Here is a 16,160-nt window from a genome sequence, read left to right as displayed (position 1 = left end):
TTGATTTGCGCCTGAAAACTTTAAATTATTGCAATTGTTTAATTTGTACTTTTACAGGATGAAAAAAATTGGACATCGCGGGGCTAAAGGGCATGTAGCAGAAAACACGTTAGAATCTATTAAAAAAGCTTTAAGCTTAGGTGTTGATGGTATAGAAATAGATGTGCACAGGTGTGCTTCTGGGCAGTTGGTTGTGTTTCATGATTTTACGCTAGATAGAATGACAGATACTACAGGAGAAGTTTCAAAATTCACCTTAAAACAATTAAAACAAGTTCAAGTAAAAGGACATTGCCAAATACCAACTTTATCTGAGGTTTTAACATTTATAAATAATAAATGTCTGTTAAATATTGAGTTGAAAGGCCATGATACAGCAAAAGAAGCCAGTAGATTAATAGATTTTTTTGTTGAAAAAAAGGGTTGGGATTATAGCAATATTATAGTGTCTAGTTTTCAAAAGGAATTATTAAAAACAGTTTTTGAAGAAAACAAAAAAATACCACTTGGTGTACTTACAGATACTAATATAGAGAAAGCGGTTGGTTTTGCTAAAACCATTAATGCGGTTTCCATACATCCAGATTATACCATGTTAACCCAAGAAATTGTTGAGAATTTAAAGGTGGATTTTAAGGTCTATACCTATACTGTAAATAACCTAAAACCTATTAAACGCATCAAATCTTATGGTGTTGATGGTATTATTTCCGATTTCCCTGATAGAATATGATTGAAAAAGACGTGCTTGTTATTGGAGGTGGTGCTGCAGGTTTTTTCGCGGCCATCAATATAGCAGAGCAAAATCCTCAATTAAAAGTGGCTATTTTAGAACGCGGAAAAGACGTGTTAACTAAAGTGAAAGTCTCTGGTGGTGGCAGGTGTAATGTGACTCATGCCGAGTTTATTCCCCAAGAATTGGTATTAAATTACCCGAGGGGTGAAAAGGAATTATTAGGCCCTTTCCATCAGTTTATGACTGGCGATACTATAGAATGGTTTGAGAAACGTGGCGTTGCATTAAAGATTGAGGACGATGGGCGTATGTTTCCCATGACCGATTCGTCGCAAACTATTATTGATTGCTTTTTAAGTGAAGCCAAAAAACATAAGGTTGATGTTTTTTTAAATCATTCTGTAAAATCCCTTCAGAAAGAATCAGAAGACTTTATCATAGAAACAACTCAAGACATATTCAAATCAAAAAAAGTATTAGTAGCCACGGGGAGCAATCCTAAAATTTGGAAACTTTTAGAAGATCTAGGTCATACTATTTCCAATCCGGTGCCCTCTTTGTTTACTTTCAATATTAAAGATGAACGTATTCGTGATATTCCTGGCGTTGTAGTTAATAATGTGTTGGTTAAAGTAGTTGATAGTCATTTAGAAAGTAGTGGGCCTTTGCTTATAACCCATTGGGGTATGAGCGCACCAGCGATTTTAAAGCTATCGGCTTTTGGTGCTTTGGAATTAGCAAAGCGGGATTATAAATTTCAAGTAGACATCAATTTTGTAAATTCATCTTTTGATGATTGTTTAAATATTTTAAAACAATTAAAACACGATTTAGCTAAGAAAACGGTTTATAAATCTCCCCAATTCGATTTGCCTAAACGCCTTTGGCAAAAATTGGTTTTAGCTTGTGAAATGGATAATGAGATACGTTGGGCCGATGTAAATAAAGACCAGCTAGAAACTTTAGCGAATCAATTAACACAAGCTGTTTTTAAGGTTGATGGAAAAAGTACTTTTAAAGAGGAATTTGTCACAGCTGGCGGTGTTGAATTAAAAGAAATCAATTTTAAAACTTTTGAAAGTAAACGCATTCCAAATTTGTATTTTGCTGGTGAAGTATTGAATGTTGATGCCGTAACAGGTGGTTTTAACTTTCAGAATGCGTGGACGAGTGCTTTTATAGCAGCTCAAAACATGAGTAGCAAATGAAAACGTATATTGCACTTTTAAAAGGAATTAATGTTGGTGGACATAAAAAAGTCCCTATGGCAGAATTGCGAGAACTATTAAAAAACGCAAAATTTCAGAATGTGCAAACGTATATTCAAAGTGGTAATGTGATATTTCAATCTTCAGAAAGGCCATCGCAATTAGAGAATAAAATTCAAAAGCTTATTGTAACTCAATTTGGATTTGAAGTTTCTGTAATTGTAAAAACTAATAAAGAGTTACAAATAATTTTTGAAGCCTGTCCGTTTTCAAAAGAAAAAAAGGAAAATAGTTATTTTATAATACTCAATAAAATCCCTGAAACTAGCTTATTGAAAGAAGTGGATAAGATACCTTATGAAAACGAAGAAGTTGTAATCAAAAATGACTGTCTTTATTTTTATTGTTCAACTGGTTACGGGAAAACAAAGTTCAATATGAATACTTATGAACGCAAATTGAAGGTAATAGGAACCGCAAGAAATTATAATACAATGCTAAAGTTATTATCTTTGTCAACCGAAGCAAATTAAATGACAGAAGCACAATTTATTCCAAAACCCTATACCAAAACAGTGGAAAGTGGTAAGGTTACTTGGGAATCGCCCAGTAATATTGCATTGGTGAAATATTGGGGAAAGAAAAAAGATCAAATTCCTGAAAATCCATCCATAAGTTTTACCCTTAGCCATTGTAAAACCATTACGACGGTAAGTTTCTCAAAAAAAGAAACTAACAATGCGTTTTCTTTTGAAGTGTTCTTAGATGGTGAAAATAAAGACGATTTTAAACCGAAAATTGAAACGTTTTTTAAACGCATTGAAGTATATCTACCTTTTTTAAAAGACTATCATTTTAATATAGAAACCACCAATACATTTCCGCATAGTTCGGGAATTGCATCATCTGCTTCAGGTATGAGCGCATTAGCATTATGCCTAATGAGTATTGAAAAACAATTAAATGATGCTGTAACCGAGGCTTATTGTAATAAAAAAGCCTCGTTTTTAGCACGATTAGGTTCTGGTAGTGCTTGTAGAAGTATAGAAGGTGATTTGGTTGTTTGGGGAAAGCATGGTAATATTGAAGGAAGTAGCGATTTATTTGGGATAAAATATCCATATACCATCCACGAAAATTTTAAGAATTATCAAGACACTATTTTGCTGGTAGATAAAGGTGAAAAGCAAGTTAGTAGTTCGGTTGGACATAATTTAATGTATTACCATCCTTTTGCAGAAGAAAGGTTTAAACAAGCACACAACAATTTAAGTAAATTGATGACTATCTTAGAGTCTGGAGATCTAAATGCCTTTATAGCTTTAATTGAAAGTGAAGCCTTAACCTTGCACGCTATGATGATGACAAGCATGCCATATTTTATTTTAATGAAACCTAATACGCTGGAAATTATTAATAAAATATGGGATTTTAGAAAAAAGTCTGGATGGCATATTGGCTTTACTTTAGATGCCGGAGCCAATGTTCATGTGCTATATCCAGAAAAAGAAAGTAATCAAATTTTAGAATTTATTAATAATGAGTTAGTTGCGTATATCGAAAATGCGCACTATATTGTCGATAAAATTGGTTTAGGAGCAAAACAATTAACAATTGATAATTGACAAATGATTATTAAGAAAGATAATATAGTCAAAACCAAAAGTTATATATTTGCAGTTAGAATTGTTAATTTGTGTAAGTTTTTAACTGAAGAAAAAAAAGAGTTTGTACTTTCAAAACAATTATTAAGATCAGGAACATCTATTGGAGCTAACATCAGAGAATCTGAGCATGCAGAAAGCAAAGCAGATTTTATTCACAAATTATCTATAGCTCTAAAAGAAGCTAATGAAACGGAATATTGGTTAGATTTATTAAAAGAAACAGGTTATTTGAATAATTCGGAGTATCTTAGTATACAGATAGATATTAAAGAGTTATTGAAATTATTGATTAGTATAATTAAAGCATCAAAACAAAAATAATTGTCAATTATCCATTGTCAATCGCTAATTAAATTATGAAAGGACCTTTATTTTACTCGAAAATTCTACTCTTTGGAGAGTATGGAATTATTAAAGATTCGAAAGGGTTATCGATTCCTTATAATTTTTATAATGGTGCTTTAAAAGTAGATGAGCATCCTTCAGAAAGTGCTATAAAATCTAACGAAAGTTTAAGACGTTTTGTTGATTTTTTGAAAACTATTGATGCTGATTTAGTAGAATTTAATATTGAACAGCTAAAGCAAGATGTTAGCGAAGGCATGTATTTTGATTCTTCCATTCCTCAAGGGTATGGTGTTGGTAGCAGTGGGGCTCTAGTCGCAGCCATTTACGATAAATATGCTCATAACAAGATCACGGTTTTAGAGAATTTAACACGTGAAAAATTATTAACCCTAAAACAGATTTTTTCGGAAATGGAATCTTTTTTTCATGGAAAATCTTCAGGATTAGACCCCTTAAATAGTTATTTAAGCATTCCCATACTTATCAATTCTCAAGATAATATTGAAGCGACAGGTATTCCTTCGCAGAAGAGTGAAGGTAAAAATGCTGTTTTTTTATTAGATAGTGGGGTTAGTGGAGAGACTGCTCCCATGATTTCTATTTTTATGGAGAATATGAAGCAAGAGGGGTTTCGTAACATGCTAAAAGACCAATTTATTAAGCATACCGATGCTTGTGTAGATGACTTTTTAAGTGGTGATATTAAATCATTATTTAAAAATACCAAGCGATTATCAAAAGTGGTGCTTAATAATTTTAAGCCTATGATTCCGCAGCAATTTCATGAACTTTGGAAAAAAGGAATTGAAACTAACGACTACTATTTAAAGCTTTGTGGTTCTGGCGGTGGTGGTTATATACTTGGGTTTACTGAGGACATTGCTAAAGCAAAACAAGCCCTAAAAGATTATAAATTAGAAGTTGTTTATAATTTCTAGACGTTTCCTGTCAGTCTGAACACGTTTCAGTACCTCATAAAATATTTTATATGTTAAACAGAAGACAGAAACATATTCTACTTAAGTTTTTTAGTATGTTTTCTGTAGTGAGAGGGTACAATATCCTTGTGATTGTTTTGGCGCAATATGTAACATCTATTTATATTTTCGCCCACGACAAACCCATAAGGCAAGTTGTTTTTGATATTAATTTATTGATGTTGGTTTTGGCATCTGCGGCCACTATAGCTGCAGGTTATATTATCAATAATTTTTACGATTCAGAAAAAGATTTAATAAACAGACCACAAAAATCTATGATAGATAGATTGGTAGGGCAAAATACCAAGTTGTCTTTGTATTTTTTATTAAATTTCATGTCTGTCGTCATGGCAAGCTATGTGTCCTTTAATGCTGTGATTTTCTTTTCGGCTTATATTTTTGGTATTTGGTTTTATTCACACAAACTTAAAAAGTTGCCTTTTATTGGGAACATGACATCTGCTATTTTAACGATCACGCCATTTTTTGTTATTTTTATTTATTACAAAAACTTTGAATCTGTCATTTTTGTGCATGCGATGTTCTTGTTTTTAATTATCTCAATGAGAGAACTTACTAAGGATTTGGAGAATATAAAAGGCGATTTGGCCCTCGGTTATAAAACAATACCTATTATTTATGGTGAAAAGGCGTCAAAAATAATGTTGACTATTTTAACCTGCTTAACATTAATCCCAATATATCTTTTACTGTATAAATTTGAAGTAGGTCGCATGTATGTTTACTTTTACTTAAGTGTCGTTTTATTAGTATTTTTTATACTCTTGATATGGAAATCTAAAACCAAACTACACTATTTAATACTTCATAATATCTTGAAATTTATTATTTTATCTGGTGTGTTGAGTATTTTATTAATAGATGTGAATGTGATTTTAAAGCATATATAAAAGGCGATTTTTTTACTGTTTAACAAATCATTAATCCAAAAATCGTCAATCATAAATTTAAACATATCTTTGTAAAAAATAATTAAGTCATGAGTAGGCATCAAGGAGATAAGGGCAGTGGGAAAGTTTCAGGAAGAGGCGGTGGAACTAGTAGAAATAATAGTTATGCTAGAGGTAATGCACCTTTGAAGGGTCAAGGTGGATTTACAAAACCGTCTAGCCCAACAAAGGAAACCTCGGTTCATAAATCTAACCCCAATGAAATTAGATTAAACAAATATATTGCCAATTCTGGTATTTGTTCCAGGAGAGAGGCAGACGTTCATATCTCTACAGGTTTGGTAACCGTTAACGGAAAGGTCATAACCGAAATGGGCTACAAGGTAAAACTTGATGATGAGATAAGATATGATGGTGCTCGTGTAAATCCAGAAAAGAAAGCCTATGTTTTACTTAATAAACCAAAAGGATTCGCTACGACAACTAGTGAAGGAAAAGGAAGAACGGTTATGGATTTGGTTGCTAATGCCACAACTTCTCGTATTAAACCCATTGGGCGTTTAGGTAGAAATTCATTAGGATTACTTTTGTTTACAAACGATGAAGCTATTGTAGAAAAATTCACGAATTCTAAAAATGGCATTGCCAGATTATTTCATATAGAACTTGATAAAAATTTAAAGCTAGAAGATTTAAAAAAAATTCAATCAGGTTTTAAAATTGAAGGGAAGTTAATTGCTGTCGAGGAAATTAGCTATATAGATGGCGCTTCGAAAAATGAAATAGGCTTAAAAATTAAAAATACGGGCAGTACTATTTTAAGAACCATATTCGATTATTTGAAATATGAAATCATTAGTCTAGATTGTGTTGCTATTGGTCACCTTACAAAAAAAGACCTTCCACGTGGGCATTGGAAACATCTCACAGAGCAAGAGTTAAACACGCTTAAAATGCTTTAAATAAAGATGATAAAAAATAACATTTTTTTCAAAAAAAATAAAAAAAATGTATTTCATTTGTAAAGTAAATGCTGAACAAATTGAAACGTGTTTGTATATTCGGACTTTTGGAAATTAAGAAGTTGTTTTCAAGGGATGCTTACAGAAAAAGTAACCGAAATTTAAAGCTAACTTCTGTATATGCTATTGTTGGTAGTCAACATAAATATGCCTTTATTCCTACTACTCAAAGTCAGATTCAAATTTGATAAATAGAAAATATTATTTGATTAGAAACATATGTTTCATAACTTTAAAAAATTAATATAAATCTATTATATCGAAATAACGAATGAATACTAAATATATAGATCTAATAAATCAATCATTTTATTTTCCACAAGAAGAATTTACTTTAGAGGACAAAAATTTGCAATTTCATGGCATTGACCTAATGGAATTGGTGGAACAGTACGGAACACCATTAAAGTTTACCTATTTACCACAAATTTCAAACAATATAAATAGAGCCAAATCTTGGTTTGCCGCAGCTTTAAAAAAGCATCATTATAAAGGGAAGTACAATTATTGTTACTGTACAAAAAGCTCCCATTTTAAACATGTTTTAAATGAGGCCTTAAATAATGATATTCATATAGAAACATCTTCAGCGTTTGATATTGATATTGTTAGGAATTTAAAGAAGGAGGGAAAAATTACAGATAAAACCTATGTCATTAGTAATGGTTTTAAAAGAGGGCAATATGTCACTAACATTGCAGAATTAATAAACGGAGGACATAAAAATTGTATTCCAATTATTGATAATTACGAAGAAATTGATTTACTTTCAAAAGAAATAAAAGGAAGATTTAATATAGGCATTCGAATAGCTTCAGAAGAAGAACCGAAGTTTGAGTTTTATACCTCTCGTTTGGGAATTGGATATAAAAACATTGTTCCTTTTTACAGATCTCAAATAAAAGAGAATAAAAAAGTAAAGCTTAAAATGCTTCATTTTTTCATTAATACCGGTATTAGAGATAATGCTTATTATTGGAACGAATTACTTAAATGTTTAAAGGTTTATACAAGTTTAAAACGAATTTGTCCGACTCTCGATAGTTTAAATATTGGTGGAGGATTTCCTATTAAAAACTCTTTAGCTTTCGATTTTGATTACCAATATATGGTTGATGAAATTATCAATCAAATAAAATTGGTTTGCGAAGAAGAAGAAGTAGAGGTGCCAAATATATTTACAGAATTTGGTAGTTTTACAGTAGGAGAAAGCGGTGGAGCCATATATGAAGTGCTTTACCAAAAGCAACAAAATGATAGAGAAAAGTGGAACATGATAAATTCCTCTTTCATTACAACCTTACCAGATACTTGGGCTATTAATAAACGGTTTGTTATGCTTCCTGTAAATAGATGGAACGATAGTTATGAGCGTGTTTTATTAGGTGGCTTAACCTGTGATAGTGATGATTATTATAACAGTGAACAACACATGAATGCTATTTATTTACCAAAATATAATAGAGATAAGCCTTTGTATATTGGGTTTTTTAATACGGGAGCCTACCAGGAAACCATTGGAGGTTTTGGAGGATTGCAACACTGTTTAATTCCCTCGCCAAAACATATTTTAATAGACAGGGATGAAGAGGGTAATTTAACTACTAATTTATTTAGTGAACAACAAAAAAGTGAAGACTTACTTAAAATATTAGGTTATGAAGAAAACCAAACTGGTGAAGTGGATGTATTAGCTGAATCAGTAAATGGTGAAATGCACTTAACCAACAAAAAATAATTAATTAACGATGAAGATTAAGACCTACGCTGGAATTCCAGAAGAATTCGCAAAATTAGAAAGCGCAAAAGTTGTACTTATTCCAGTTCCTTATGAGGGAACAAATACATGGCAAAAAGGTGCGAGTAAAGGACCAGAAGCATTTTTAGAAGCTTCAGAAAACATGGGGCTTTATGATATTGAAACAGCTACTGAAGTTTATAAACAAGGTATTTATTTAGCTGATGCCGTTACAGAAAATAGTACTCCAGAAGCTATGGTAAAAGCGGTACACGAAATCACTAAAAAGTACATTAAAAAAAATAAATTTGTTACTCTTTTTGGTGGAGAACATTCTGTGTCAATAGGAACCATCCGTGCTTTTAATGAAACTTTTAACAATTTAACGGTTTTACATTTAGATGCACACGCCAATTTAAATAAAACCTATAATGGATCTTCATTTAATAGTGCATGTGCCGCTTATGAAGCTAGCCAAACAACGAATTTGATTCAAGTTGGTATTCGTTCTATGAGTGTTATGGAAAAAACGGTTATGGATGAGGAAAAAACATATTTTGCTCATGAAATGGCTGTGGATGACACATGGATTGATAGTGCTATAGACCAAATGACAGATAATGTTTTTATAAGCTTTGATTTGTCAGCTTTAGATATTTCTATCATGCCAAATAATGGAAATCCGGAACCAGGTGGATTATTTTGGTACGAAACTTTAGATTTTTTAAAGCAGGTTTTTGCTGAAAAAAATGTTGTTGGTTTTGATATTATGGAGTTTTGTCCTAATGAAAACAACAAAGCTTCAAACGCACTGGTAGCTAGATTGTATAATAAAATGATTAGTTACAAATTTCAAAATGAAGATGCTGAAGATAGCTATGATAATTCATTTGATAATGCATTTGTAAACAAGAACAATAATTCGAAATTTGAAGAAGACGATGACTACTAAAGGACCTATTTCACAATTTATAGAGACAAACTATTTGCATTTTAATTCTGCTGCCTTAGTAGATGCTGCAAAAGGTTACGAGACACATTTGCTTGAAGGTGGAAAAATGATGGTAACCTTAGCAGGAGCTATGAGTACTGCCGAGTTAGGGAAGTCGTTAGCAGAAATGATTCGTCAAGATAAAATTCATATCATATCTTGTACAGGTGCCAACCTTGAAGAAGATATCATGAATTTAGTAGCACACAATTCATATAAACGTGTACCCAATTATAGAGATTTATCACCCCAAGAAGAATGGGATTTGTTAGAAAATCATTATAATCGCGTTACAGACACTTGTATTCCAGAAGAAGAAGCGTTTAGAAGGTTACAATCACATTTATATGATATTTGGAATAAAGCAGATAAATCTGGAGAACGTTATTTTCCTCATGAATTTATGTACCAAATGTTAAACTCTGGTGTTTTGGAACAATATTATGAGATTGATCCAAAAGATTCATGGATGATTGCTGCTGCCGAGAAAAACTTACCAATAGTAGTTCCTGGATGGGAGGACAGTACTATGGGGAATATTTTTGCTTCTTACTGTATTAAAGGTGAATTTAAACCAACAACTACCAAAGGAGGTATCGAGTACATGATGTGGTTGGCAGATTGGTATCCAAAAAATTCTGGAGGAAAAGGTGTTGGCTTCTTTCAAATTGGAGGAGGAATTGCAGGTGATTTCCCCATATGTGTGGTGCCAATGCTTTATCAAGATATGGAAATGCACGACATCCCTTTTTGGAGTTACTTTTGCCAAATAAGTGACTCAACAACAAGTTACGGTTCTTATTCTGGTGCCGTGCCAAATGAAAAAATAACATGGGGAAAATTAGATATTAATACCCCTAAATTTATAATTGAAAGCGATGCAACTATTGTGGCGCCATTAATATTTGCTTACCTTTTAGGTATGTAAAAAATGCTATATTCAAACTTTTGAAAAAATGAAAAATAGAAACGACAATTTAAAACGAGTTATCGTAGACTTTAAAAAATTGACCCCAGAAATTTTAGCACTATTGGTTGAGAAATACCCCGATGGTTATGATGAAGATCAAATTATATCATTCAGAAATGCTAGTAATGAAATTATTGAGGCTGTTGAAGTAACAACTAAAGACACTAAGTATTTAGTGAAAGTTAGTAAAAAACTGGCCATAACTATGGAGAATTATGATGAAGATGATTATGGAGACTTTGCTACAGATGATCCAGAGGCTATCCAAGATCCAGAAATTGAGATTGAAGCAGATGATGATGATGATGATGACGATGTGGTTGCTAAACCAGTTAAGCTTGATGAAGATGATGATGAGGATTTTGATGATGACATGGATGAAGATGATGAACCAATTGATGAAGACGACGACGACGATATAGATTAATTTTTTTTAGTGAATGGAAACAGCTGTTTTTAAGTCTTACAAAAACGGTTATTATACGTTTTTGTTTGATAATGGTGAGGATATGATTTTTGAAGAAGTTCATCCTCGTGTTTTAAAGCAATTTGATTTAAAAAATGATACATCGCTTGTAGGTAAAGCATTTAGAGTCTCTTTTGTAGAAGTTTTTGATGATGCAGATGAGGATTTTTTAATTTACAGAATAGAAAGTTTAAAACCAATATAACTAAATTAGGCATTATGGATACGTCGTTTCACATGTCATTACCTTGCTTAAGCGTAAGAGATACTAAAAAATTTTATACTAGTATAGGTGCTTCCATAGGAAGGTCGACCCAAAGTTGGGTGGATATAAATTTATTTGGGCATCAAATAACATTTATAAAAACAGGAAAGTTTAACTTTAATAGTCCAAACTATGTGTTTGAAGGTAAAATATTACCTTCCTTTCATTTTGGTGTTATCGTTGATTTGGAAACGTGGAATAATGTGTACTCCAAGCTTAAAGATGAAGACTTTGAATTAGTTGATAAAACTACTTTTTTAAAAAATAATCTTGGGGAGCACACCTCTTTTTTTGTGAATGATCCAAACGATTATATGCTTGAATTTAAAAGTTTTAAAAATATAGCAAATGTGTTTGAATCTTAATTGAATTTAATCTTAATACCTCTGTATGCAAATATAAGGACATTGCCTTTTCCCACATGTAAAATCTTTATTTGGTTTTTACTAAAAGCATCTTCTGACTTGTAGTGGCAAAATTCAGAAGTTAATGAAGTATTAATTATATAATTTTTTACACTAATGAAAACAACATATTTAGTAGTTTTTGCTTTTTTTGCATTCATATTTGTTTCTTTTAAATCTATTAATTTATCAGATAATAATTCTGTATTAACATTTCAAAATACAACTACTATTGTGGGTGTTTTTGATGGACATGAAGATTACGGTTATAACTTTATAGTTAAGGGAGAAGATGATAATGAACACACTCTTACATTCCAAAAAATTGATGAAGCTTTATTAAAAGAATTCGACTTGAATGCTACAGCCCTAGTTGGTTCTAAATTTAAAGTTACCTATCAAACAAAAATTTTAGTTACTAAAGATGCCGATAATTTTGAGGAAGAGCATGAAATAAATACCATTTTAAAATTAGAAAAATTGTAATCGAATGATCTAATAATAAAATGCCGTTTTAAGTCACCATTTTGGTGGCTTTTTTTATGAATACTTCCCAAATAAATATACTATAAACTATTGCATATTCTAAGGTAATTATCCATAAATTCTCTACGTTATTAGGATTTGCATAGGCTAAATAACTTAATATAATAGTAAAACTCCATACCAAAGGGAATTTATATTTTGTGAAAATGGAAAGCATTAAAAGCGTTGCTAAATACCAAGGGTGTACTGTTGTAGCAGTAAAATAATAAAAAGATAACACGAAAAGCATGGAAGTAATTAGTTGTGTAGTTGTTTTGCTTTGTCTAAAAAAAGTCAAGATTAAAATAAATAAAGTAACAATAACAGGTGTTATTTTACCAATAAATGCTATTTCATTATAACCTCTAAACAAATATCCTATTTCCCTTATTATATAATAAATGCTGGCATTAAATTCAAATTGATGAAACCATAAACCAATGGTTTGCGAATAATTATTTATGAATCCCGAGAAGTAAAATGGAACAAAAAACAAGAGTGTAGTGATGCCCATAATAACATAAAAAACAATTAGTTTTTTTATGTCTGAAAAAGCAAGAAGTCCCTTTTCTTTTAAAGAGTTATCGTTGATAAACCATTGATAAAACAAGGGTAAAAACATTAAAGGAATCAATTTTACTGAAACGGAAAGCCCCAAAATAAGAGCAGCAAATATCCATTTCCCTGTATGCAATAAATATAGACTCCAAATCAAAAAGAAAACCATCACACCTTCAAAATGAAGATTGCCAGTTAATTCAATAATAATAAACGGGTTTAATAGATACCAATAGATATTATGAATGGGTAATTCTAATTTTTTAAGTAGTTTTTTTCCAAAATAAAGCGTTCCAAGATCGGAACAAATGATAATTAACCTTAAAACTATAACAGAACCCAAAATATTTTTTCCTGAAAATATAGCTGCCAAAGCAAAACAACATTGGTCAATAGGAGGGTAGTTTGAAAAATGACCTGCGTTTAAAGTACCCATACCATTATACAATTCCAAGGCTTCTGCTATTGGGTTTGTGCCTTGTTGTATAAAAAAATCAACAGTATGTGAGTATGGGTTGATGCCTTCAACAATCAATCTGCCATCCCATATAAACCTATAAAAATCTTGTGATAAATTCGGAATAGCCAATATAAAAACGGCTCTAAAACCAAAAGCTAACCATGTTAATAAATGAATGTTGTGCTTAAAGATTTTAATAAGATTGTAAAACACAAAAAACAGAGCTGTATATAGCATGATAAGTTTTGTGTAATCTCTTCTTTGTAAATCGTAAGCAAAAGAAAAATAGAATAAAAAACTCGTTAGCACCAATAATAAAGGCGTTCTGTAAAGTTTAAAAAAGGAGTTATTTATAGACATTTTCAAATATAAGATTATTTGTTTGTCATTACTTAATTTAAATAAAACCCACTAAAACGTTGTAGTTAACATTAATTGTAAATATTACACAATACATGACTTCTGTCATAATTTAGGAAGCACTCTTATTCTAATTTTGACATATTATTAATGACAAAATTCCATTAAAAAACCATTTATCATGAATATTTCTCACATTGAACATATAGGTATTGCCGTTGAAAATTTAGAAGACGCCATCAAATATTATGAAAATGTCTTAGGCATGACATGTTATTCAATAGAAGAGGTTGTTGATCAAAAAGTGAAGACAGCCTTTTTTTTGGTAGGTAATACAAAAATTGAATTGCTTGAAAGTACGTCGCCAGACGGACCAATAGGGAAATTCATAGAGAAAAAGGGACAAGGTATTCACCACATCGCATTTGCTGTTAACAACGCAACCGATGCTTTAAAACTGGCGGAAAAAAGAGGTGTCGCTCTTATAGACAAAGAATCTAGAAAAGGAGCTGAAGGTTTAAATATTGGGTTCTTGCATCCTAAATCTACACTTGGGGTGCTTACAGAATTATGTTCAAAAGAGTAAAATAATTGAATAACAACATAGATAAGCAAATAATATAATTATGGCAAATCAAGATAAAATTAACGAACTCATTGAAAAAAGAGTAAAAGCAAAGTTGGGTGGTGGTGTAAAACGTATCGACTCCCAACATGCTAAGGGTAAATTAACTGCCCGAGAACGAATAAACATTCTTTTAGACGATGATAGTTTTGAAGAGTTTGACATGTTTGTAACTCACAGAACAAAATCTTTTGGATTGGATAAAGAGATTTATTTATCTGATGGGGTTGTAACGGGTCATGGAACCATTGACGGCAGAATTGTTTATGTTTTTTCACAAGATTTTACTGTATTTGGGGGGTCACTTTCTGAAACCTATGCTTTAAAAATCTGTAAGGTCATGGATATGGCCATGAAAATTGGAGTACCCGTAATAGGACTTAACGATAGTGGTGGGGCTAGAATTCAAGAAGGTGTAAGATCACTTGCTGGTTATGCTGAAATTTTCCAAAGAAATATTATGGCATCAGGAGTAATTCCTCAGATATCATCCATTTTAGGACCTTGTGCTGGTGGTGCTGTGTATTCTCCAGCCTTAACAGATTTCACTATCATGACCGACAAAACAAGTTATATGTTCGTTACAGGTCCAAAAGTTGTACAAGCGGTAACAGGTGAAGTAGTAACGGCTGAGCAGCTTGGAGGTGCCCATGTACATTCAACCAAATCTGGAGTATCACATTTTTTAGCAGAAAATGATGAAGAGAATTTAATACTTATCAGAAAAATATTAAGCTATCTTCCTTCAAATAATTTAGAAGAACCACCAACTATCGCGACTTCCGACCCGATAGACCGATTGGAAGATGCATTGAATACCATCATTCCAGAAAATGCTAATCAAGCTTATGATATAATTGATATTATTTCAGTCATAACAGACAACGGTGAATTTTTGGAAGTTCATAGAAATTATGCCCGAAACATTGTGGTAGGATTTGCTCGTTTTAATGGTCGTTCCGTAGGTATTGTAGCCAATCAACCAAAATATTATGCAGGGGTTTTAGACTGTGAATCATCCAGAAAAGCAGCCAGGTTTGTTCGTTTTTGTGATGCATTTAATATTCCTATTGTAACATTGGTAGATGTTCCTGGATTCTTACCGGGAACAGGACAAGAATATGGAGGTATTATTTTGCATGGAGCCAAATTATTGTTTGCTTATGGGGAAGCAACCGTTCCTAAAGTGACTATCACACTTCGTAAATCATATGGTGGTGCTCACGATGTCATGAGTTGTAAACAATTACGAGGCGACTTAAATTATGCATGGCCAACAGCAGAAATAGCAGTCATGGGAGCTAAAGGCGCGGTGGAAGTATTGGAAGGCTCAAACATTAGTAAAATAGAGGATGCCGATGAAAAACTTCACTACATTGAAGAAAAAGAAAATGAATATAATACCAAGTTTGCAAATCCTTATGTGGCTGCAAAATATGGATTTATTGATGATGTCATCGAACCAAGAAATACTAGGTTTAGAATCATTAGAGCTTTAGAGTTATTGGCTAATAAGAAAGAGGTAAACCCACCTAAAAAACACTCAAATATTCCATTGTAATGACACATATACTATTATATACCGATACGTTAAGTGAAGGATACATTATCCTAATTACAGGCTTGTTAATTGTTTTTGCAGGTTTACTTCTTCTAACAGTCTTTTTTAAATATGGTTTGCCCATAATGCTTTACATATATAAAATAATTACCAAGGGAAGAGACAAAAAAGTTAAAGAAATTTCACGAAAAGTTAATACAGATTTCACAGGAGAAATAGCTGCGGCAATTTCGGTTGCCATTCATTTGTATTTAGATGAACAGCATGATGATGAAAATGCTATATTAACCATTAAACAGGCTAGAAAATTATATTCTCCTTGGAGCTCTAAAATTTATGGAGCTTACAGGAATAGACTTTAGTTT

General features: G+C 31.9%; 19 protein-coding genes. 18 read left to right on the top strand and 1 reads right to left on the bottom strand.

Annotation, left to right across the window (positions count from 1 at the left end; genetic code table 11):
- Positions 1 to 58: 58 nt before the first annotated feature.
- The 15 genes from DKT72_RS13950 (at position 59) to DKT72_RS13870 (ending at position 12,192) form a co-directional block, all read left to right on the top strand.
- Positions 59 to 733, top strand: coding sequence for a glycerophosphodiester phosphodiesterase (locus DKT72_RS13950; protein ID WP_111309361.1), 675 nt, complete (start codon positions 59 to 61; stop codon positions 731 to 733).
- Positions 730 to 1,944: a BaiN/RdsA family NAD(P)/FAD-dependent oxidoreductase gene (locus DKT72_RS13945; RefSeq protein ID WP_111309360.1), complete on the top strand. Its 1,215-nt coding sequence runs from the start codon at positions 730 to 732 to the stop codon at positions 1,942 to 1,944. The genes DKT72_RS13950 and DKT72_RS13945 overlap by 4 nt, the downstream gene beginning before the upstream one ends.
- Positions 1,941 to 2,477 carry a DUF1697 domain-containing protein gene (locus DKT72_RS13940; protein WP_111309359.1) on the top strand — a complete coding sequence of 179 codons (537 nt, stop codon included), beginning with the start codon at positions 1,941 to 1,943 and terminating at the stop codon, positions 2,475 to 2,477. The genes DKT72_RS13945 and DKT72_RS13940 overlap by 4 nt, the downstream gene beginning before the upstream one ends.
- Positions 2,478 to 3,569 (top strand): diphosphomevalonate decarboxylase, encoded by a 1,092-nt coding sequence (locus DKT72_RS13935; protein ID WP_111309358.1) that lies wholly within the window; start codon positions 2,478 to 2,480, stop codon positions 3,567 to 3,569.
- A gap of 3 nt (positions 3,570 to 3,572) precedes the next feature.
- Positions 3,573 to 3,932 (top strand): four helix bundle protein, encoded by a 360-nt coding sequence (locus DKT72_RS13930; protein ID WP_111309357.1) that lies wholly within the window; start codon positions 3,573 to 3,575, stop codon positions 3,930 to 3,932.
- Between the two features lie 35 nt (positions 3,933 to 3,967).
- On the top strand, positions 3,968 to 4,897 hold the full coding sequence (locus DKT72_RS13925) for a mevalonate kinase family protein (RefSeq protein ID WP_111309356.1): 930 nt from the start codon (positions 3,968 to 3,970) through the stop codon (positions 4,895 to 4,897).
- A 50-nt stretch (positions 4,898 to 4,947) separates the two neighbouring features.
- On the top strand, positions 4,948 to 5,850 hold the full coding sequence (locus DKT72_RS13920; RefSeq protein ID WP_111309355.1) for a geranylgeranylglycerol-phosphate geranylgeranyltransferase: 903 nt from the start codon (positions 4,948 to 4,950) through the stop codon (positions 5,848 to 5,850).
- Between the two features lie 89 nt (positions 5,851 to 5,939).
- Positions 5,940 to 6,812 (top strand): pseudouridine synthase, encoded by an 873-nt coding sequence (locus tag DKT72_RS13915; protein ID WP_111309354.1) that lies wholly within the window; start codon positions 5,940 to 5,942, stop codon positions 6,810 to 6,812.
- A gap of 331 nt (positions 6,813 to 7,143) precedes the next feature.
- On the top strand, positions 7,144 to 8,610 hold the full coding sequence (locus tag DKT72_RS13905) for a type III PLP-dependent enzyme domain-containing protein (protein WP_235841710.1): 1,467 nt from the start codon (positions 7,144 to 7,146) through the stop codon (positions 8,608 to 8,610).
- Positions 8,611 to 8,620: 10 nt separating this feature from the next.
- The gene (speB, locus tag DKT72_RS13900) at positions 8,621 to 9,562 is read left to right on the top strand and encodes an agmatinase (RefSeq protein WP_111309352.1); all 942 of its coding nucleotides are present in this window, start codon (positions 8,621 to 8,623) and stop codon (positions 9,560 to 9,562) included.
- Positions 9,552 to 10,529, top strand: coding sequence for a deoxyhypusine synthase family protein (locus tag DKT72_RS13895; protein ID WP_111309351.1), 978 nt, complete (start codon positions 9,552 to 9,554; stop codon positions 10,527 to 10,529). The genes speB and DKT72_RS13895 overlap by 11 nt, the downstream gene beginning before the upstream one ends.
- 28 nt (positions 10,530 to 10,557) lie before the next feature.
- Positions 10,558 to 10,998, top strand: coding sequence for a hypothetical protein (locus DKT72_RS13890; RefSeq protein WP_111309350.1), 441 nt, complete (start codon positions 10,558 to 10,560; stop codon positions 10,996 to 10,998).
- 13 nt (positions 10,999 to 11,011) lie between these two features.
- Positions 11,012 to 11,242, top strand: coding sequence for a hypothetical protein (locus tag DKT72_RS13885; RefSeq protein WP_111309349.1), 231 nt, complete (start codon positions 11,012 to 11,014; stop codon positions 11,240 to 11,242).
- 14 nt (positions 11,243 to 11,256) lie between these two features.
- Positions 11,257 to 11,667 carry a VOC family protein gene (locus DKT72_RS13880; RefSeq protein WP_111309348.1) on the top strand — a complete coding sequence of 137 codons (411 nt, stop codon included), beginning with the start codon at positions 11,257 to 11,259 and terminating at the stop codon, positions 11,665 to 11,667.
- A 156-nt stretch (positions 11,668 to 11,823) separates the two neighbouring features.
- On the top strand, positions 11,824 to 12,192 hold the full coding sequence (locus tag DKT72_RS13870; protein ID WP_111309346.1) for a hypothetical protein: 369 nt from the start codon (positions 11,824 to 11,826) through the stop codon (positions 12,190 to 12,192).
- A gap of 28 nt (positions 12,193 to 12,220) precedes the next feature.
- Here DKT72_RS13870 and DKT72_RS13865 read toward each other — a convergent pair whose 3' ends face one another.
- Positions 12,221 to 13,609, bottom strand: a complete 1,389-nt coding sequence (locus DKT72_RS13865; RefSeq protein WP_111309345.1) for an MptA/MptB family glycosyltransferase — start codon at positions 13,607 to 13,609, stop codon at positions 12,221 to 12,223.
- Between the two features lie 181 nt (positions 13,610 to 13,790).
- On the opposite strand from DKT72_RS13865, the gene mce reads away from it, so the two are divergent.
- Genes mce through DKT72_RS13850 form a run of 3 tightly spaced genes read left to right on the top strand, consistent with a single transcriptional unit; the run spans position 13,791 to position 16,157 of the window.
- Complete coding sequence (gene mce / locus DKT72_RS13860) at positions 13,791 to 14,195, top strand: methylmalonyl-CoA epimerase (RefSeq protein ID WP_111309344.1); 405 nt, start codon at positions 13,791 to 13,793, stop codon at positions 14,193 to 14,195.
- A gap of 40 nt (positions 14,196 to 14,235) precedes the next feature.
- Positions 14,236 to 15,795, top strand: a complete 1,560-nt coding sequence (locus DKT72_RS13855; RefSeq protein WP_111309343.1) for an acyl-CoA carboxylase subunit beta — start codon at positions 14,236 to 14,238, stop codon at positions 15,793 to 15,795.
- Positions 15,795 to 16,157 carry an OadG family protein gene (locus tag DKT72_RS13850; protein WP_111309342.1) on the top strand — a complete coding sequence of 121 codons (363 nt, stop codon included), beginning with the start codon at positions 15,795 to 15,797 and terminating at the stop codon, positions 16,155 to 16,157. Before DKT72_RS13855 ends, DKT72_RS13850 begins: the two co-directional genes overlap by 1 nt.
- Positions 16,158 to 16,160: the final 3 nt, after the last annotated feature.

It is taken from the genome of Confluentibacter sediminis (genome assembly GCF_003258355.1).
Lineage (GTDB): Bacteria > Bacteroidota > Bacteroidia > Flavobacteriales > Flavobacteriaceae > Confluentibacter > Confluentibacter sediminis.
The sequence above is the reverse complement of the archived record's forward strand: the minus strand, read 5'-3'. Positions and strand labels throughout refer to the sequence as shown.